Source organism: Pseudomonas fontis (assembly GCF_028656955.1).
Lineage (GTDB): Bacteria > Pseudomonadota > Gammaproteobacteria > Pseudomonadales > Pseudomonadaceae > Aquipseudomonas > Aquipseudomonas fontis.
Genome location: NZ_JAMDGY010000038.1, coordinates 1 through 19,577, shown reverse-complemented (window position 1 = coordinate 19,577; position 19,577 = coordinate 1). Strand labels below are relative to the sequence as shown.

The 19,577-nt window shown below is 63.1% G+C and carries 18 protein-coding genes; 7 read left to right on the top strand and 11 right to left on the bottom strand.

Features of this window, described 5'->3' with window-relative positions:
* Positions 1 to 156 precede the first annotated feature (156 nt).
* Together M5G11_RS14795 and M5G11_RS14790 are read right to left on the bottom strand one after the other, a co-directional pair.
* Positions 157 to 1,413 carry an NAD(P)/FAD-dependent oxidoreductase gene (locus M5G11_RS14795; protein WP_273925303.1) on the bottom strand — a complete coding sequence of 419 codons (1,257 nt, stop codon included), beginning with the start codon at positions 1,411 to 1,413 and terminating at the stop codon, positions 157 to 159.
* Positions 1,414 to 1,446: 33 nt separating this feature from the next.
* A complete protein-coding gene (locus M5G11_RS14790; RefSeq protein ID WP_273912721.1) occupies positions 1,447 to 1,614 on the bottom strand; it encodes a rubredoxin in 168 nt (55 codons plus the stop codon).
* Between the two features lie 151 nt (positions 1,615 to 1,765).
* Here M5G11_RS14790 and M5G11_RS14785 point away from each other — a divergent pair, with 151 nt between their 5' ends.
* Both M5G11_RS14785 and ubiA read left to right on the top strand, forming a co-directional pair.
* Entirely contained in the window at positions 1,766 to 2,329 is a 564-nt protein-coding gene (locus M5G11_RS14785) for a chorismate--pyruvate lyase family protein (RefSeq protein WP_273912737.1), read from the top strand.
* Complete coding sequence (ubiA, locus tag M5G11_RS14780; RefSeq protein ID WP_273912722.1) at positions 2,329 to 3,219, top strand: 4-hydroxybenzoate octaprenyltransferase; 891 nt, start codon at positions 2,329 to 2,331, stop codon at positions 3,217 to 3,219. Before M5G11_RS14785 ends, ubiA begins: the two co-directional genes overlap by 1 nt.
* Before the next feature lie 28 nt (positions 3,220 to 3,247).
* On the opposite strand, the gene M5G11_RS14775 is transcribed toward ubiA, so the two are convergent.
* Entirely contained in the window at positions 3,248 to 3,622 is a 375-nt protein-coding gene (locus tag M5G11_RS14775; protein WP_273912723.1) for a COG4315 family predicted lipoprotein, read from the bottom strand.
* Between the two features lie 146 nt (positions 3,623 to 3,768).
* Here M5G11_RS14775 and phoB point away from each other — a divergent pair, with 146 nt between their 5' ends.
* From phoB to M5G11_RS14760, 3 genes are all read left to right on the top strand, one after another.
* Entirely contained in the window at positions 3,769 to 4,458 is a 690-nt protein-coding gene (gene phoB, locus M5G11_RS14770; RefSeq protein WP_028942483.1) for a phosphate regulon transcriptional regulator PhoB, read from the top strand.
* Positions 4,459 to 4,540: 82 nt separating this feature from the next.
* A complete protein-coding gene (gene phoR / locus M5G11_RS14765; protein ID WP_273912738.1) occupies positions 4,541 to 5,815 on the top strand; it encodes a phosphate regulon sensor histidine kinase PhoR in 1,275 nt (424 codons plus the stop codon).
* A 113-nt stretch (positions 5,816 to 5,928) separates the two neighbouring features.
* The gene (locus M5G11_RS14760) at positions 5,929 to 7,269 is read left to right on the top strand and encodes a hemolysin family protein (protein WP_273912724.1); all 1,341 of its coding nucleotides are present in this window, start codon (positions 5,929 to 5,931) and stop codon (positions 7,267 to 7,269) included.
* Positions 7,270 to 7,275: 6 nt separating this feature from the next.
* On the opposite strand, the gene M5G11_RS14755 is transcribed toward M5G11_RS14760, so the two are convergent.
* From M5G11_RS14755 to M5G11_RS14720, 8 genes are all read right to left on the bottom strand, one after another.
* Positions 7,276 to 8,172, bottom strand: a complete 897-nt coding sequence (locus M5G11_RS14755) for a peptidoglycan DD-metalloendopeptidase family protein (RefSeq protein WP_273912725.1) — start codon at positions 8,170 to 8,172, stop codon at positions 7,276 to 7,278.
* 155 nt (positions 8,173 to 8,327) lie between these two features.
* Entirely contained in the window at positions 8,328 to 9,233 is a 906-nt protein-coding gene (locus M5G11_RS14750) for a response regulator (protein WP_273912726.1), read from the bottom strand.
* Positions 9,234 to 9,395: 162 nt separating this feature from the next.
* A complete protein-coding gene (gene phoU, locus M5G11_RS14745; RefSeq protein WP_273912727.1) occupies positions 9,396 to 10,154 on the bottom strand; it encodes a phosphate signaling complex protein PhoU in 759 nt (252 codons plus the stop codon).
* Positions 10,155 to 10,221: 67 nt separating this feature from the next.
* Positions 10,222 to 11,055: a phosphate ABC transporter ATP-binding protein PstB gene (pstB, locus tag M5G11_RS14740; RefSeq protein WP_273912728.1), complete on the bottom strand. Its 834-nt coding sequence runs from the start codon at positions 11,053 to 11,055 to the stop codon at positions 10,222 to 10,224.
* Between the two features lie 86 nt (positions 11,056 to 11,141).
* Positions 11,142 to 12,758 carry a phosphate ABC transporter permease PstA gene (gene pstA / locus M5G11_RS14735; RefSeq protein ID WP_273912739.1) on the bottom strand — a complete coding sequence of 539 codons (1,617 nt, stop codon included), beginning with the start codon at positions 12,756 to 12,758 and terminating at the stop codon, positions 11,142 to 11,144.
* A 71-nt stretch (positions 12,759 to 12,829) separates the two neighbouring features.
* On the bottom strand, positions 12,830 to 15,118 hold the full coding sequence (locus M5G11_RS14730) for an ABC transporter permease subunit (RefSeq protein WP_273912729.1): 2,289 nt from the start codon (positions 15,116 to 15,118) through the stop codon (positions 12,830 to 12,832).
* 140 nt (positions 15,119 to 15,258) lie between these two features.
* Positions 15,259 to 16,257, bottom strand: a complete 999-nt coding sequence (locus M5G11_RS14725; protein WP_273912730.1) for a phosphate ABC transporter substrate-binding protein PstS — start codon at positions 16,255 to 16,257, stop codon at positions 15,259 to 15,261.
* Positions 16,258 to 16,419: 162 nt separating this feature from the next.
* Positions 16,420 to 17,712, bottom strand: coding sequence for an MFS transporter (locus M5G11_RS14720; RefSeq protein ID WP_273912731.1), 1,293 nt, complete (start codon positions 17,710 to 17,712; stop codon positions 16,420 to 16,422).
* Between the two features lie 362 nt (positions 17,713 to 18,074).
* Between M5G11_RS14720 and M5G11_RS14715 the strand changes: the two genes are divergently transcribed.
* On the top strand, positions 18,075 to 18,476 hold the full coding sequence (locus M5G11_RS14715) for an acyl-CoA thioesterase (protein WP_009402429.1): 402 nt from the start codon (positions 18,075 to 18,077) through the stop codon (positions 18,474 to 18,476).
* Between the two features lie 70 nt (positions 18,477 to 18,546).
* Entirely contained in the window at positions 18,547 to 19,443 is an 897-nt protein-coding gene (locus M5G11_RS14710) for a D-hexose-6-phosphate mutarotase (protein WP_273912732.1), read from the top strand.
* Positions 19,444 to 19,577 lie beyond the last annotated feature (134 nt).

Here is a 19,577-nt window from a genome sequence, read left to right as displayed (position 1 = left end):
ATGCCGTGCTGCCCTTCAAGAGCAGCGCCCAAGGCACCGCAGGCTCTAAACTGCGGCAGACGGGTGTGAGAATGGCACGCTACCACAGGCCGCGCCAGTCTCTGGGCGGCCATTGTGGGGGCAATCAAAGGGGGTTTCCGACAGAACGACGGCTATTTAAGCCATCAGGGCCGGAAGCTGGCGGTTTAGAGCCAGTTTCTCCATCACCGCGGTGCCCGTCAGGGCATAGCCGAGCAGTTGGCCATCGGCGTCGTGGCACAGCACCTTGAGGTCGCCACCCTGCCCTTCGACCGTCCATTGGCCTTCGCGGCCACGTGGCGGCGGGGACACCACCAGCGGGCACGCCGGGGTTTTCACCGTGACCGGCATCGGCCCATAGCTGACCGCCGTGGCATTGCCTGCCAGGGTCTGCGCCAGGGCGCGCGCGCAGCTCATCAGCGGCATCACGTACAGCAGGTTGAGGCCGTCAACTTCAGCGCAGTCACCCAGGGCATAGATATTGGCGTGTGAGGTTTTCAGCTCCGTGCCCATCACCCCATTGCCTGCAACCCCGCCGCACAGCCGGTTGGGGCACGCAACTTCAGCCCAGCCCCCCAGGCCACCAAATTGGGCGCGGGAGTTTTCCACCCCCCACCCCCCCATCCCCCCACGATTGACCTGCAAACCCGCCGCAGCGGCCAGGTCGATACGCGGCGTGAGGCCGACCGCCGAAACCACCAGATCGCAGGCAATCACGCTGCCATCGGACAGGTGTGCTTCAAGCCCGTCAGCCACCGTTTGCAGGCGCGTCAGCACCGGGCCCAAATGGAAGCGCACGTCCAGGCTTTCCAGGCCAGCCTTCACTGCCGCAGCGGCAGCCGGGTGCAGCAAGGTCGGCATGACCTGCTCGCACGGCGCCACCAGGTCGATCTCGAAACCGCCGGCGCTCATGTCGTTGGCGAACTCGCAGCCGATCAGGCCGGCACCGAGGATCAGCACCCGGCGCTTGCCCGCAGCGGCGCTGCGAAAGCGTGCGTAGTCTTCCAGGTCATTGATCGGGAAGATCGCCTGCGAGGCGTCGCCTTCGACCGGCACCCGTATGGTTTGCGCACCACAGGCCAATACCAGGTCGCGGTAGTGCACCTGCTCTTCACCGATCCACAGGCGCTTGTGCCCCGGGTCGATGCCGCTGATGCGCGTGTGGGTGCGTACCTCGGCCTTGAGCTGCTCGGCCATCGCCCCCGGCTCGGCCATGCTCAGGCCATCGGCGTCCTTGTTCTTGCCAAAGCCGGTGGAGAGCATCGGCTTGGAATAGGACCGACCGTCATCCGCGGTGATCAGCAGCAACGGCGTCTCGCCATCAAGCTTGCGAAATTCACGGGCGAGGTTGTAGCCCGCCAGCCCCGTACCGACAATCACCACTGGATCGGTCATGCCTTGCTTCCTCTACAGGTTCGGTTTGGACAATCAGCCGATGCTGATCATCTCGAAGTCCATCTTGCCGACGCCGCAGTCCGGGCACAGCCAGTCTTGCGGTACGTCTTCCCAGCGGGTGCCAGGGGCGATGCCGTCATCCGGCCAGCCCATGGCTTCGTCGTAAATCAAGCCACACACGATGCATTGCCACTTTTTCATTGCTGCTTTCCTCAAGACTCAGGCTATTTGCGACCGCTACTGCTGTCGATCGTCAGGAGGGCTTTGTACTGAGGCTGGTGGCTCGATGCAAGCCGAAACGGGCAATCATGCTAAGCTCGGCGCCTCACTGGCTTGTAACCGCATACCGACCGTGCCGTACGAAACCTCGCAAGTGCCCGCTGCACACTGGCTACAGCAAACCGCGCTGTGCACCGCCAGCGTCGCGCCCGCCACCCTCGACTGGTTGTTTGACGAGGGCTCGCTGACCCGCCGTCTTACCCAATTATCCGCCGATCATTTCTCCGTCACACCTTTGTACGAAGGCTGGCAGACCCTGCGCGCAGACGAATGCCTGGCGCTTGGCCTGGCCCCGGGCAGCGAAGGCTGGGTGCGTGAGGTATACCTGCGCGGGCATGACCAGCCGTGGGTGTTCGCCCGCAGCGTGGCCGGCCGTGCGGCGCTGAGCGGCGACGGGCTGGACCTGGAAGCACTGGGCAGCCGTTCGCTCGGCGAGCTGCTGTTCTGCGCCCAGGGCTTCGCCCGCCAGGCCATCGAAGTGTGCCGCTACCCTGCCGCCTGGTTGCCCGCCGCGAACGCTGAGCCGCAGCTTTGGGCGCGACGCTCGCGCTTTGACCGTGACGCCTTGGGCGTGCTGGTCGCCGAAATCTTCCTGCCTGCGCTATGGCAGGCCGCAGACACCCCGGAGGTGCGCTGATGTACCTGAGCCTGCTCAAGTCGCTGAACCGCGTGCACCCCAGGGCCTGGGACTTCCTCCAGTTGACCCGCATGGACAAGCCGATCGGCATCTACCTGCTGCTGTGGCCCACGCTGTCGGCAGTATGGATTGCCGGCAAAGGCTCGCCGAGCGTCGCCAACGTGCTGATATTCCTGTTCGGCGTGATCCTGATGCGCGCGGCCGGTTGCGCCATCAACGACTTCGCCGACCGCAAGGTCGATGGCCACGTCAAACGCACTGCCGACCGCCCATTGGCGGCGGGCCGCATCAGCGGCCGGGAAGCCCTGGCAGTGTTTGCCTTGCTGGTCGGGGTGAGCTTCCTGCTGGTGCTGTGCACCAATGCCACGACGGTCTGGCTGTCATTCGGCGCCGTGGCGCTGGCCGCCTGCTACCCCTTCATGAAGCGCTACACCTATTACCCGCAAGTGGTGCTGGGCGCGGCGTATTCATGGGGCATCCCGATGGCGTTCACCGCCGCCACCGGTGAGCTGCCGGCCATTGCCTGGCTGCTGTACATCGCCAATGTGCTGTGGACCGTGGGCTACGACACCTATTACGCGATGGTCGACCGCGACGATGACCTGAAGATCGGCGTGAAATCCACCGCGATCCTGTTCGGCGAGGCCGACCGGGTGATCATCCTGACCCTGCAGTTGCTGTCGCTGGGCTGCCTGCTGCTGGCCGGCAACCGCTTCGAACTGGGCGGCTGGTTCCACCTGGGCCTGGTAGGGGCGGTGCTGTGCTTTGCCTGGGAGTTCTGGCACACGCGCAACCTGGACCGCGATGCCTGCTTCAAGGCCTTCCTGCACAACCATTGGGCGGGTTTGATCGTGTTCATCGGCATCGTGCTGGATTACGCCCTGCGCTGACCCGAGGCAGCCAGCGCAAGGCGCTGGCTCATGGCTTGGCCGCGTGCCAGACGTCCTTCATGCCGTCACCGGTCATGTCCCCGGTCTTGGCGTCCTTGACGAAGGTGTACAACGGTTTGCCGTCGTAGGCCCATTGCATCGACCCGTCGTCGCGCTTGATCTGGGTCCACATGCCTTCTGCCGGGTCGCCCTTCTCAGCCATGAACGGCGGCCAGTTTTTCGCGCAGTCGCCGTTGCACGCCGACTTGCCGCCTGAGTCCTTGTCGAAGGTATAAAGCGTCATGCCCTTGTGGTCGACCAGCTTGCCGTCTTTGGCCATGCCCGGCGCGGCCTGCACCACCCCCGGCAAGGCCAGGGCAAGCGTGGTAAAAAGTGCCATCCAGTTCAGCGTATGTCGTGTCATTGGCGTCACCATTTTTCGAGTAGGTGGGGCTTTTTAGCCTAGCCTAGTAACCGAATGTTGCTGCAATGCCCCCTACCTGTCACACGACTGCAATAATTCCGTTATCTAATGCGGGCCAATACACCTGAATGGCAAGAGGTTTGAGCATGGTTGGCAGGAACATTCTGATCGTCGACGACGAAGCGCCGATTCGCGAGATGATCGCCGTTGCATTGGAAATGGCCGGCTATGACTGCCTGGAAGCGGAAAACTCCCAGCAGGCCCACGCCATCATCGTCGACCGCAAGCCGGACCTGATCCTGCTCGACTGGATGCTCCCGGGCACCTCCGGCATCGAGCTGGCCCGCCGCCTGAAGCGTGACGAGCTGACCGGCGACATCCCGATCATCATGCTCACCGCCAAAGGTGAGGAAGACAACAAGATCCAGGGCCTGGAAGTCGGCGCCGACGACTACATCACCAAGCCGTTCTCGCCCCGCGAGCTGGTCGCCCGCCTCAAGGCCGTGCTGCGCCGTGCCGGGCCGAGCGATGGCGAAGCGCCGATCGAAGTGGGCGGCCTGCTGCTCGACCCGATCAGTCACCGCGTGACTATCGACGGCAAGCCGGCCGAGATGGGTCCGACCGAATACCGCCTGCTGCAGTTCTTCATGACCCACCAGGAGCGCGCCTACACCCGTGGCCAGTTGCTCGACCAGGTGTGGGGCGGCAACGTCTACGTCGAAGAGCGCACTGTCGATGTGCACATCCGCCGCCTGCGCAAGGCGCTGGGTGAGGCTTACGAAAATCTGGTACAAACCGTCCGCGGCACCGGCTATCGCTTTTCGACCAAAAGCTGAGCCGTTGTTTATCGCCAAGCAATTGATTGAAAGGACGCGTCGTTAATTGAACCAGAACTGGCATGGCACCCTGATACGCCACATGCTGTTGCTGATCACCACCTGCCTGCTGGTGGGCCTGATCAGCGGCTACTACGGCTGGAGCCTGGCCGTTGGCCTGGCGCTCTACCTGGGCTGGACCCTCAAGCAACTGCTGCGTCTGCACGAATGGCTGCGCCAGCACCAACCCGATGAAGCACCGCCCGACGGCTATGGCCTGTGGGGCGAGGTGTTCGACAGCATCTACCACCTGCAACGCCGCGACCAGCGCGTGCGCGGGCGCCTGCAAGCGGTGATCGACCGGGTGCAGGAGTCCACCGCCGCGCTGAAAGACGCGGTGATCATGCTCGACAGCGATGGCAACCTGGAATGGTGGAACCGCGCCGCCGAAACCCTGCTGGGCCTGAAAACCCCACAAGACAGCGGCCAGCCGGTGAGCAACCTGGTGCGTCACCCGCGCTTCAAGGAGTACTTCGAGCAGGAGAACTACCTTGAGCCGCTGGAAATCCCTTCGCCGATCAGCGACCGCCTGCGCATCCAGCTGCACATCACTCGCTACGGCAACAACGAGCACCTGATGCTGGTCCGCGACGTCACCCGCATCCATCAGCTCGAACAGATGCGCAAGGACTTCGTCGCCAACGTCTCCCACGAGCTGCGCACGCCGCTGACGGTGATTGCCGGCTACCTGGAGACCCTGCTGGACAACGTCGAGGAGGTGAACCCGCGCTGGGTCCGCGCCTTGCAGCAGATGCACCAGCAAGGCGGGCGCATGCAGACCCTGCTCAACGACCTGCTGTTGCTGGCCAAGCTCGAAGCCACCGACTACCCCTCCGACAACCAGCCCGTGGCCGTTGACGCGCTGTTGCAGTCGATCAAGGGCGATGCCCAGGCCCTCTCCGGCCAGCGCCAGCAGAAAATCAGCCTGGAAGCCGACCCCGGCGTGCGCCTCAAGGGCAGCGAGGCGGAACTGCGCAGCGCCTTCTCCAACCTGGTGTTCAACGCCGTGAAGTACACACAGGACGGCGGCCAGATCCGCATTCGCTGGTGGGCCGATGACCAGGGTGCGCACCTGAGCGTGCAGGATTCGGGCATCGGCATCGACGCCAAGCACATCCCGCGCCTGACCGAACGCTTCTACCGGGTCGACTCCAGCCGCGCCTCCAATACCGGCGGCACCGGCCTCGGCCTGGCCATCGTCAAGCATGTGCTGCTGCGCCATCGGGCGCGCCTGGAAATCAGCAGCGTACCCGGCCATGGCAGCACCTTTACCTGCCATTTCGCCCCCGCACAGGTGGCCTTGCGTCAGGCTTCCTGACCCGCTGCCCTTTGCAAGCGCGCCCTCAGCCGCTACATTGGCAGACCGGTGCCAGCCAATGCTGGCACCTTTTCTTTCCCCCCTATAAAAGACGGACCCCGTAAAACTCCATCATGGACCCTTCCTCAGGTATCAGCGTCACCTCACTTTTCGCCGACTTCGGCATGATTCTTTTTGCTCTGCTGCTGGTTCTGCTCAACGGCTTCTTCGTTGCGGCCGAGTTCGCCATGGTCAAATTGCGCTCGACCCGCGTCGAGTCGATTGCCGAGCAGCATGGCTGGCGCGGGCAGATCCTGCGCACCGTGCACAGCCAGCTGGACGCCTACCTGTCGGCCTGCCAGCTGGGCATCACCCTGGCCTCGCTGGGCCTGGGCTGGGTCGGCGAGCCGGCCTTCGCGCACCTGCTCGAGCCGCTGCTGGCGACCCTGGGCGTGCAATCGCCGGAAGTCATCAAGGGCGTATCGTTCTTCAGCGCGTTCTTCGTCATTTCCTACCTGCACATCGTGGTCGGCGAGCTGGCGCCCAAGTCCTGGGCGATCCGCAAACCCGAGCTGTTGTCGCTGTGGACGGCGGTGCCGCTGTACCTGTTCTACTGGCTGATGTACCCGGCCATCTACCTGCTCAACGCCAGCGCCAACGCCATCCTGCGTATCGCCGGCCAGGGCGAGCCGGGGCCGCACCACGAGCACCACTACAGCCGTGAAGAACTGAAACTGATCCTGCACTCCAGCCGTGGCCAGGACCCTAGCGACCAGGGCATGCGCGTGCTCGCCTCGGCGGTGGAAATGGGCGAGCTGGAAGTGGTCGACTGGGCCAACTCCCGCGAAGACATGGTCAGCCTGGACGCCTATGCGCCGCTCAAGGAAATCCTCGCGATGTTCCGCCGGCACAAGTTCAGCCGCTACCCGGTGTACGACGCCGCACGCGGCGAGTTCGTCGGCCTGCTGCACATCAAGGACCTGCTGCTGGAGCTGGCGGCGCTGGACCACCTGCCCGAGTCGTTCAACCTGGCCGAGCTGACCCGCCCGCTGGAGCGCGTGTCACGGCACATGCCGCTGTCGCACCTGCTGGAGCAGTTCCGCAAAGGCGGCGCGCACTTTGCGCTGGTCGAGGAAGCCGACGGCAAGGTCATCGGCTACCTGACCATGGAAGACGTGCTCGAAGTGCTGGTTGGCGACATCCAGGACGAACACCGCAAGGCCGAGCGCGGCATCCTCGCCTACCAGCCGGGCAAGCTGCTGGTACGCGGCGACACCCCGCTGTTCAAGGTCGAGCGCCTGCTGGGCGTGGACCTCGACCACATCGAGGCGGAAACCCTTGCTGGGCTGGTCTACGAGACGCTCAAGCGCGTCCCGGAAGAGGAAGAAGTGCTGGAAGTCGAAGGCCTGCGCATCATCATCAAGAAGATGAAAGGGCCGAAGATCGTCCTGGCCAAGGTGCTCAAGCTCGATTGAGCCGCCTCAAGGGTTGCCCGCAGTGAAATTGGGCAACCCGCCGACCGGCTGGCTGAACTGGTAGGGAATCGACTCCAGCGCCAGCCCGACGTTGCGCTGCACCACGAAATGCAGGTGCGGCCCGCTGCTGTTGCCAGTGTTGCCTGAACGCGCCAGCGGCGTGCCATAGGCCACCCGCTGCCCCTCCTGAACCACCACCGACCCGCGCATCAGGTGCAGATAGACGCCCATGGTGCCATCGGCATGCAGCACCCGCACGAAATTGCCCGACGGGTTGGTGCCACGTCCACTCTGGTTGTTCTCGGTCTTCACCACCACCCCTGCCCGCGCGGCGATGATCGGTGTGCCTTCGGGCATGGCGATGTCCATCGCGTAGCGGCCTTTGGGCCCGAAATGGCTGTAGCGCCCGTTGGGGCCCTGGCTCAGGCGAAAGGGCCCGCCGCGCCAGGGCAACGGGTAGCGAAAGGCTTGCGGGCGCTGCACCGGGTCACCCAGTGCGTAGGTGAATTTCTTCTGGTAGGCCACCAACTGGCCTGGCTGGCGCGCGGTCAGCACCGACAGCGTCACGGTCGAACGTGGTGGTAAAACCCGGCGTACGAGACGTGGGGCGCCTTCACGGGCGTTCTTCACGCCGCTCAGGCGCAGCTCGACTTCAACCGGGGCGAACAACTCGTTGCGGGCGCTGAACTGCACACCACCGTTGGAACGGTTGGCCTCCAGGTGCACCTTGCTGTCCAGTTGCTCAATCATCTGGTCACGGAACACGAACGCTCGCGCGCCGGGCATCGGCCGGTCGGAGTAAGTGACGACGCCGTAGGCGTCCTTGCTCTTGTAGATGGTCATCGCCAACGCGGGGCCCGCAGCCACCAGCACGGCACAGAACAGCAGCAGGCGGGTGAACATGGGTAGTGGCCTTCTGACAGTGGTGCTTTGACGAAGCCTAGCAGGTCGTGATGAAGGGACTATTGCGGGTGTGTGTCTGGGTGATAAGCGGTGCAGTCATCGCGGGACCAGCCCGCTCCCACAGGGTTTTGCTGACCTCTGTGGGAGCGACCGGGTCAGGCGCCCGGGATGAAGTGCTTCTGCGCCGTGCCACGGGCGATCAGCCGCGACAGGTAGTCGAGCTTCTGCGCATCCTGGTCGACGAAGCGGAAGGTCAGTTGCAACCAGTCGCTATCCGGCTTGGGCTCCAGCGCTGCCACCGCATGCAGGTAGCCATTCAAACGGGCGATCTCGGCATTGTCGCCCTGCTCCAGGTCCAGCACCGCGCCTTCCAGCACCTGTGGCAAGGCCTCGCTGCGACGCACCACCAACAGCGCTTCCTTCAGGCTCAGCGCCTTGATCACGCACGGCTGGGTGCCGCTGGACAGGCGCAACTGGCCCTGACCACGACCGGCCGGCGCAGCGGCCTTGGCCGCCCCCGGCTGAGGCGCATTGAGCAACGGCTTGGCCGCCGCGGCAACCGGCGCAGGCGCCGCCGGCTTGACCGTCTCGGCCTTGCCACCGGTCAACGCGGCCAGCGAGTCGTTGGCAAACGCCGAGGTCTGGCGCGTCGGCGCACTGGCCATCAAGGCATCGAGCTTGCCTGCCCTGGTCAGGGCCTTCTTCACCTTGGTCAGCAACTGCTCGTTGGTGAACGGCTTGCCGACAAAGTCCGAAACGCCGGCCTGAATGGCCTGCACCACGTTCTCCTTGTCGCCACGGCTGGTCACCATGATGAACGGCAGGGTCTTCATCGACTCCTGCTGGCGGCACCAGGTCAGCAGCTCCAAGCCCGACATCTCCGGCATTTCCCAGTCGCACAGCACCAGATCGAACGCTTCGCGCTCCATCATGGCCTGGGCCTTGCGACCGTTGACGGCGTCTTCAATCACCACACCCGGGAAATTGTTGCGCAGGCACTTCTTCACCAGATCACGGATAAACGGCGCGTCATCCACAACCAACACACTGACTTTACTCATCGCCACTCCTTCCAGATCCCGACCAGCATAACGTTGACTGATGGCCATATGCCAAAACTTCGGCCACGCCGGACTCGTCATGCTCGTTCGCGGGTGCCTGCTATTGCGCTGCCACAAACGAAAACGCCCGGCCAAGGCCGGGCGTTGATTCTCGGGGCAGTCTTACTTATCGTCAGATTTGCCCGAAACATTAGCCTTTTCGCCACCGCCCTGGACCTCTTCCTTCATCCGGGCCAGGCCCAGGTGACGCACGTCGGTGCCGCGGACCAGGTAGATCACCAGTTCGGAAATGTTGCGCGCGTGGTCGCCGATGCGCTCCAGCGAACGCAGGGCCCAGATCACGCTGAGTACCCGCGAGATCGAACGCGGGTCTTCCATCATGTAGGTCACCAGCTCGCGCAGGGCGGTCTTGTACTCACGGTCGATGGTCTTGTCGTACTGCGCCACCGACAGGGCGAGGTCGGCGTCGAAGCGGGCAAAGGCGTCCAGCGCATCGCGGACCATGTTGCGCACCTGGTCACCGATGTGGCGCACTTCGACGTAACCGCGTGGCGACTCGCCTTCTTCACACAGCTGAATGGCGCGACGGGCGATCTTGGTCGATTCGTCACCGATGCGCTCCAGGTCGATCACCGACTTGGAGATGCTGATGATCAGGCGCAGGTCGGACGCCGCCGGCTGGCGACGGGCGAGGATGCGTACGCACTCCTCGTCGATGTTGCGCTCCATCTGGTTGATCTGCTCATCGACTTCACGCACCTGCTGGGCCAGGCCCGAGTCGGCCTCGATCAGCGCGGTGACCGCGTCGTTGACCTGTTTCTCGACCAGCCCGCCCATGGCCAGGAGGTGGCTGCGCACCTCTTCAAGCTCGGCGTTGAACTGCTGGGAGATGTGATGGGTAAGGCTGTCTTTGTCGATCATGAAGAATCCTTGGGGCGTCCGGTGAGGTGCGGTCGAGCGCAGCGATCAATCGTTGATACAGCCGGTACTAGCCGTAGCGACCGGTAATGTAGTCTTCGGTCTGCTTCTTCGCCGGGTTGGTGAACAGGGTGTCGGTGTCCCCGAATTCGACCAGCTTGCCCATGTACATGAACGCGGTGTAGTCGGAAACCCGCGCCGCCTGTTGCATGTTGTGGGTCACGATGACGATGGTGTACTTGGCTTTCAGCTCGTAGATCAGCTCTTCGACTTTCAGCGTCGAGATCGGGTCCAGTGCCGAGCACGGCTCATCGAGCAGCAGCACTTCCGGCTCCACCGCGATGGTACGGGCGATCACCAGACGCTGCTGCTGGCCACCGGACAAGCCCAGTGCCGATTCGTGCAGGCGGTCCTTGACCTCATCCCACAGCGCCGCGCCCTTGAGGGCCCACTCGACGGCTTCGTCGAGCACGCGCTTCTTGTTGATGCCCTGGATACGCAGGCCGTAGACCACGTTCTCATAGATGGTCTTGGGGAACGGGTTCGGCTTCTGGAACACCATGCCGACGCGACGGCGCAGCTCGGCGACGTCTTCACCCTTGCGGTAGATGTTGTTGCCGTACAGGTTGATCGCACCCTCTACGCGGCAGCCATCGACCAGGTCGTTCATGCGGTTGAGCGTGCGCAGCAGGGTCGACTTGCCGCAGCCGGACGGGCCGATGAAGGCGGTCACGCGCTGCTTGGGGATGTTCATGCTGACGTCGAACAGGGCTTGCTTGTCGCCGTAGTACAGGTTCAGGCCCGGTACTTCGATGGCCACGGTTTCTTCGGCCAGGCGCAGGCTCTGTTTGTCGCGACCCAGGGCCGACATATCGATGCCGTGGGTGTGGGATTCATGCTGCATGGTCAGACTCCATACGCTATCAATTTCGTTTCATCGAACCGCCCGGCGCGTGGCGCACGGGCGGGACTTGCAAAAGGGTTGGGCGATCAATGATCCAGCGCTTTGTACTTCTCGCGCAGGTGGTTACGGATCCACACCGCCGAGAGGTTGAGCGTAGCGATCACCATCACCAGCAGCAGCGCGGTGGCATACACCAGCGGCCGCGCGGCCTCGACGTTCGGGCTCTGGAAGCCGACGTCGTAGATGTGGAAGCCCAGGTGCATGATTTTCTGGTCCAGGTGCAGGTACGGGTAGTTGCCGTCCACTGGCAGCGATGGCGCCAGCTTCACTACACCCACCAGCATCAGCGGTGCCACTTCACCCGCGGCGCGGGCCACGGCGAGGATCATACCGGTCATCATCGCCGGGCTGGCCATTGGCAGGACGATCTTCCACAGCGTCTCGGCCTTGGTCGCACCCAGTGCCAGCGAGCCTTCGCGGACCGTACGCGGGATCCGCGCCAGGCCTTCCTCGGTAGCCACGATCACCACCGGTACCGCCAGCAGTGCCAGGGTCAGCGAGGCCCAGAGCAGGCCCGGCGTACCCAGGGTTGGCGCTGGCAGCGCTTCCGGGAAGAACAGCTGGTCGAGCGAGCCACCCAGCACGTAGACGAAGAAGCCCAGGCCGAACACGCCGTAGACAATCGCCGGGACACCAGCCAGGTTGTTCACCGCGATGCGGATCAGGCGGGTGACCGGGCCCTGACGGGCGTATTCACGCAGGTACACCGCCGCCAGCACGCCGAACGGGGTGACGATCACGGCCATGATCAGGGTCATCATCACGGTGCCGAAGATCGCCGGGAAGATCCCGCCCTCGGTGTTCGCTTCACGCGGGTCATCGCTGAGGAATTCCCAGACCTTGGCGAAGTACACGCCCATCTTGGTGACGAAGCCCATGCCGTTAGGCTGGTAGGCGTGCACCACCTTGCTCAGGTTGATCTCGACTTCACGACCGTTGCCGTCACGGGCAACCAGGGCGTCGCGGCCGAAGTCCTGGTGCAGGGCGCCGAGGCGCTCTTCAATGGCCTTGTAGCGGTTGTTCAGCTCGGCGCGTTCGGCATCCATGTCGGCTTGCGCGGCGGCGTCCAGCTTGCCATCCAGTTCCAGCTTGCGAGCGTGCAGACGCAGGCGCTCCAGGCCGTAGTTGATGGCACCGATATCAGACTTCTCAAGCTTCTGCAGCTCGCCAGACAACTTGTCGGCACGCTTCAGGCGCGTTTGCAGCTCGTTCCAGGCGGCCTGGCCTTCAGCCACGACCTTGCCGTTTTCCTTGACGCTGACCAGGTAGCCGTAGAAGTTGCCCCACTCGCGGCGCTCCAGGGCGATCAACTCGGCAGGCTTTTGCTGGTCAACCAGCCACTCGCCCACCACCCAGGTGAAGTCGCTGCCGTTCAGGTCGCGGTTGCCGACCTTGATCAGCTCGCGGGTCATGAACTCCGGGCCGACATCCGGCACCGGCAGGCCGGCACCCTTGAGGCGGGCACGCGGCACTTCTTCTTTCTGCACCACTTCGCCGATGACGATGTGGTTGGCCTGGCCAGGCACGTTGTAGCTGGCTTGCAGCAGGTCGGCGGGCCAGAAGTGGCCCAGGCCCCGCACAGCGATCACGGCCAACAAACCGATGGTCATGATCACTGCGATGGAGACGGCACCACCGCTCATCCAGACGCCGGGGGCGCCGCTCTTGAACCAGCCTTTGAGGGAATCCTTTTTCACGGATCTCTACCTTTCTATCAAAGCGACGAGTATTTCTTGCGCAGACGCTGGCGAATCAGCTCGGCCAAGGTGTTCATCACGAAGGTGAACATCAGCAGCACCAACGCGGCGAGGAACAGCACGCGGTAATGGCTGCCACCGACTTCCGATTCCGGCATCTCCACCGCGACGTTGGCCGCCAGGGTACGCATGCCTTCGAACAGGTTCATTTCCATGACCGGGGTGTTGCCGGTGGCCATCAACACGATCATGGTTTCACCGACCGCGCGGCCCATGCCGATCATCAGCGCCGAGAAGATCCCCGGGCTGGCGGTCAGGATGACCACGCGGGTCAGGGTCTGCCACGGCGTGGCGCCCAGCGCCAGGGAGCCCAGGGTCAGGCTGCGCGGCACGCTGAACACGGCGTCTTCGGCGATCGAGTAGATGTTCGGGATGACCGCGAAGCCCATGGCGATACCGACCACCATCGCGTTGCGCTGGTCGTAGGTGATGCCCAGGTCGTTGGTGATCCACAGGCGCATGTCGCCATCGAAGAACCAGGTTTCCAGGAACGGGCTCATGTACAGGGCGAACCAGCCGGTGAACAGGATCACCGGGATCAGGATCGCGCTCTCCCAGCCATCCGGCACACGCAGGCGGATCGACTCCGGCAGGCGGCTCCAGAGGAAGCCCGAGACCAGGATGCCGACCGGCAGCATCACGAACAGGCTGAATACCCCCGGCAGGTGCCCTTCAAGGTAGGGTGCCAGGAACAGGCCGGCGAAGAAGCCGAGGATCACTGTCGGCATCGCTTCCATCAGCTCGATCACCGGCTTGACCTTGCGGCGCATGCCCGGAGCCATGAAGTACGCGGTGTAGATGGCGGCGGCAATGGCCAGCGGCGCCGCCAGGATCATCGCGTAGAACGCGGCCTTGAGGGTACCGAAGGTCAGGGGCGAAAGGCTCAGCTTGGGTTCGAAGTCGGTGTTGGACGCAGTCGACTGCCAGACGTACTTCGGCTCGTCGTAGTTCTCGTACCAGACCTTGCTCCACAACGCGCTCCAGGACACTTCCGGGTGCGGGTTCTTCAGGCTCAGCGGCAGCAGCTTGTTGCCTTCCTCGATGAAGATGCGGTTGGCACGTGGCGACAGCGCCAGCACGCCTGGGCCCTCAGCGACGGACTCGACCAGCAGGGTACGGTGCGCGGTGCTGTGGAACACCCCCAGCTTGCCGGCGGCATCCAGGGCGATGAAGCCCTTGCGGCGCTCTTCGGCATCGATCTGGACGATCGGCGCGGTGCCCATCTGGAAGTCGCGGATGCGCTCCAGGCGCAGCTCGCCGTCCTTGTCGCGGGCCATGAACCACTGGGCCAGGCCACCTTTGGAGTCACCGAAGATCAGCGAGATACCGCCGACCAGCTGGGTGCTGGCGGTGATTTCGGTGTTGGCGTCTTCAAGCAGCTTGTAGCGACCGTTGAGGCTCTTGTCGCGCAGGCTGAACACATCGGCCTGGGCGCGGCCGTTGACCACGTACAACCACTGCTGACGCGGGTCGATGTAGATCGCCTTGACCGGCTCGGACATCTGCGGCAGGTCGATACGGTTCTGCTCGCTGGTGACCTCGCCGGTCATCATGTTTTCTTCACGGCTGAGCGACAGGACCTGCAGGTGCGCACCGGTAGAACCGGCCACCACCAGGGTTTCACCGTTGATGTTGAGGTTCACGTGCTCCAGCGCGCGGCCTTGATCATCCAGGGTGAACAGCTCTTGACCGTAGGGGTAGTCAATCGCCGGGGTGATGGTCTTCTTGTTGTCCGGGTAGGTGATCTGGTAGCTGTGGCTGAACACCAGCGCTTTACCGTTGGACAAGCCCAGCACCACCATTGGGTGGCCTGGCTGGTCCTGACCGATCGAGGTCACCTGGGCGCCGGCCGGGATCGGCAGCTCCACGCGCTTGAGCTCGGCACCGGTCTTGGTGTCGAAGAACAAGGCCTGGCCTTTGTCGGAAACCCGCATGCCGACCAGGTTCTGCTCTTCCAGAGCAATCATCAGCGGCTTGCCCGCGTCCTGTTGCAGCCAAGTCGGCTCCAACGCCTTCTTGCTGGTCAGGGTCGCGCCCTGGAACAGCGGCAGGACCACGTAGGCCAGGTAGAAGAAGATCAAGGTGATCGCTGCCAGCACGGCAAGCCCGCCTACCAGTACATACCAGCGGGTCAGGCGATCCTTGAGCGCTCGCATGCGGCGCTTGCGTTTCAACTCGGGCGTATTGAAATCAATCCGCACGGGGGAAGAATTTTGGGTCATGGTGGAGTTGGCCAGATCATTCATGCGCACACCCTAGCGGTCTCGTATGACAGAAACATGACAGTGCAGTGACGCAAAAAAGCCCGCCGCTCAGACATCCCTGGCAGCGGACTCGCAATATGTGGCGAGATCCGGTCATTGACCCGACCTCGCCGGTCTCTCAATTACTGCTTGGCAACGTTCGCGCCCAGTTCCAGACCCAGGTCAGCCAGGGCCTTGGCAGCCACTTTGGCTGGCAGCGGGATGTAACCGTCTTTCACTACAACCTGCTGGCCTGCTTGCGACAGCACCAGTTTCACGAACTCGGCTTCCAGCGGGGCCAGAGGCTTGTTCGGGGCCTTGTTGACGTAGACGTAGAGGAAACGCGACAGCGGGTAGGTACCGTTCAGGGCGTTGGCTTCGTTGTCTTCAACGAACGCGCCGCCTTCTTTCTTGGCCAGGGCCACGGTCTTCACGCTAGCGGTTTTGTAACCGATGCCCGAGTAACCGATGCCGTTCAGCGAGCTGCTGATCGACTGCACGACCGAAGCCGAGCCTGGTTGTTCGTTCACGTTTGGCTTGAAGTCGCCTTTGCACAGGGCTTCTTCCTTGAAGTAGCCGTAGGTGCCCGATACCGAGTTGCGACCGAACAGCTGAACCGGCTTGTTGGCCAGGTCGCCGGTCACGCCCAGGTCACCCCAGGTTTTCACGTCGGCTTTGGCGCCACACAGGCGAGTCGAGGAGAAGATCGCATCGACTTGAGCCATGGTCAGGCCCTTGATCGGGTTGTCCTTGTGCACGAAGACGGCCAGGGCATCAACGGCAACCGGGATAGCGGTTGGCTTGTAGCCGTACTTCTGTTCGAACGCCTGCAGCTCGACGTCCTTCATCTTGCGGCTCATCGGGCCCAGGTTGGCGGTGCCTTCAGTCAGCGCAGGTGGCGCAGTGGAGGAGCCGGCGGCCTGGATCTGGATGTTGACGTTCGGATATTCCTTTTTATAGGCCTCGGCCCACAGGGTCATCAGGTTGGCCAGAGTATCGGAACCGACGCTGGAGAGGTTACCCGACACACCGGTGGTCTTGGTGTAGGTCGGAATAGCAGGGTCAACAGCGGCAACCGCATTGGCGGTGGCAACGCCAGCGGCGACGAAAGTCAGGGCCGCCATCAAACGCTTCAGTTTCATGCCTTGCTCCTAGCAGGAATTTTGGGTGAGATGGATCGGGCCCAAGTATCTGCAGGCCGTATGACCACTCTATGAAGCGAATGTGACAATTAGATGAAAGGCCATCACTTCAATCGAAGGATGGCCTTTTCAAGATGTTGCGAGGGGCGTTCTAGAGGGGTTTCAGCGCTTGGTGGCGAGCAGGTAGATGCCGACCAGCAGACCAATGGTGCAGATACCGGCTACATAGTAGGCCGGGCCCATCGGGCTGAACTTGAGCAGGTAGGTAACCACCATCGGGGTCAGGCCGCCGAAAATCGCGTAGGCCATGTTGTAGGAGAACGACAGGCCGCTGAAGCGCACCACCGGCGGGAAAGCCCGCACCATCACGTATGGCACCGCACCGACGATACCCACGCACAGGCCGGTCAGGGCGTACATCGGGTAGAGCAGCTCGGGGTGGGTGGGCAGCGTGTGGTAGAAGGTCCAGGACGACACCAGCAGCGCCAGGCTGCCGCCGATGAACACCCGGCCAGCGCCGAAGCGGTCGGCCAGCATGCCGGCGCCGATGCAGCCCAGGCTGAGCAGCACGATGGCCAGGCTGTTGGCCTGCAGCGACACGGTTGCCGGCACCGCGTAGATGGTCTGCAGAATGGTCGGGGTCATCAGGATCACCACGATGATCCCGGCCGACAGCAGCCAGGTCAGCAGCATCGACAGCACGATGGCGCCGCGATGGTCACGCAGCACGGCGCGCAGCGGTACTTCCTCGGCCAGTGCCTTGCGCTGTTGCAGCTCGGCGAACACCGGGGTCTCGTGCAGCCAGCGACGCAGGTACACCGAGAACAGGCCGAACACGCCACCGAGCAGGAACGGGATCCGCCAGGCGTAGTCCGCCACTTCGCTGCTGCTGTAGATGGTGTTGATCACGGTGGCCACCAGCGAGCCGAGCAGGATCCCGGAGGTCAGCCCTGCCGTCAGCGTGCCGCAGGCATAGCCGGTGTTGCGTGCCGGGACGTGCTCGGAGACGAACACCCAGGCACCCGGTACTTCACCGCCAATGGCAGCCCCCTGGATCACCCGCATCAGCAGCAACAGGATGGGTGCCCACAGGCCGATCTGCGCGTAAGTCGGCAGCAGGCCCATGATCAACGTGGGCACGGCCATCATGAAGATGCTCAGGGTGAACATCTTCTTGCGCCCCAGCAGGTCGCCGAAGTGGGCCATGACGATACCGCCCAACGGGCGCGCCAGGTAACCGGCCGCGAAGATCCCGAAGGTCTGCATCAAGCGCAGCCATTCAGGCATGTCCGGGGGGAAGAACAGCTTGCCGACGACCGCGGCAAAGAACACGAAGATGATGAAGTCGTAGAACTCCAGCGCACCGCCCAAGGCAGATAGCGACAGGGTTTTGTAGTCACTGCGAGTCAGCGGTCGCGACGGCTGCTCTTCTAAAGCGGTGTGCAACGAGGTCATGTGGGCGTCTCTTATTGGCTTTTGTAACCACGGCAGCGCTGGCCGTGGCCTGACAGAAGATCGAACGATAGCCAAATTGCCTTAAAAAGCACAGAGAAGTACACAAAGTGTGCAGATAATGGTGACTGCATGGTCGTCGCTGCCCGCGTGGCTCTATATACTGGCCTCTGGTATCAAAAGGTTACGCCGTGTGTAGGATGTTGTGCGAAAACGCCGCTGGGTATGCTTAGCCGGTTTCGCAGAGTTTTCCTTCGCCGCCCGGCAAAGCGAATGCAGCGTTGTATTGTCGTGCTGAATCGTTTTTCGAGGCGACCGTTACTGCGCCACCTATGAAAGCGTTATGGGTCAGAGGCACCCTCGGCATGATTGAACTCGAACAAGAAGATCCCATCCCGCAAGGCGACCTGGCCTTGCAGATCACCGCTTTGCCGCGTGAAACCAACGGTTTCGGCGATATCTTCGGCGGCTGGCTAGTCGCCCAGATGGACCTCGCCGGCACCGCCATGGCCAGCCGTGTTGCCGGTGGCCGCGTGGCCACGGTAGCCATCGACCGCATGGCCTTCCTGGTGCCGGTCGCGGTTGGTGCGCAATTGTCCTTCTATACCCAGACCCTGGAAATCGGCCGCAGCTCGATCCAGATGATGGTCGAAGTGTGGAGCGACGATCCATTGTCCAGCGAATGGCGCAAAGTGACCGAAGCGGTGTTTGTCTTCGTTGCCATCGATGGCAGCGGCCGTACCCGCTCGGTGCCACCTCGTCGCTAAGTCGGCCGCGCGCTAAACTCGTTGCCCCGTGCAAGGTCCAAGGCCTTACGCAAACAGACGAGATAAGCGCATGTCCACACCGAAGGTCGAAGTCGAACAACACGGCGAACTCAATTGCTGGCGGATCACCAGTGCGCATGCCGAACTGCTGGTTGCCCAGCAGGGTGCGCAGGTCCTGAGCTATCAGCGGGTCGGCGAGCCGCCACTGTTGTGGCTCAGTGACAAAGCGATCTTCAAGCAGGGCAAGTCGGTACGCGCGGGCGTTCCGGTGTGCTGGCCGTGGTTCGGCGTATTCAAGCGCAACCCTGCCTCGGTGCAGGCCATGTACGCTGCTGATGACGGCGCGGCCCATGGCCTGGTGCGTGGGCGTGACTGGCAATTGCTGGGTATCGAAAGCCAGGGCGATAGCGTACGGGTCGAACTGACCTTGCCGCAGACCCGCGGTGAGCTGCCGGGCTGGGCGCACGACGTCGAGCTGACGCTGGAAATCGTGATGGACGAGCAATTGCGCGTACGCCTGATCAGCCATAACCACGGCACTGCCCCAGTGACTATCAGCCAGGCGCTGCACAGCTACTTTGCGGTGAGCGATGTGCGTGAGGTGCAAGTGGAAGGCGTCGAGGGCCTGGGCTTTATCGACACCCTGGCGGATTGGCAGCAACGCACCCAGCACGGCGCGCTGGACTTCGCCGGGGAAACCGACCGGATCTACCTGAACGCCCCGAATCAGCTGAGCATTGTCGACCCGGCGTGGAAGCGGCGCATTGTGCTGACCAGCGAAGGCTCACGCACCGCGGTGCTGTGGAACCCGTGGACCGAGCGTGCCGCCGAGCTGCCGGACATGGCGCCGGAAGGCTGGCAACGGATGCTATGCATCGAGACGGCGAACGTGTGGGATGACCTGGTGGAACTGGCGCCGGGGGCGAGCCATACGCTGGGGGTCAGGATGGGTAGCGTGGGCCTCTGATCGGGTCTTGCTCTGGGGAGCAAGTGTCTTGCGCATATTTTTTGTAGATACCGTCTTGCCCGTCACCGGGCAAGTGCTAACTTCGGGTCATAAGGTTGTCCCGATTTCAGCACACCAAAGACGATATGCAGCAT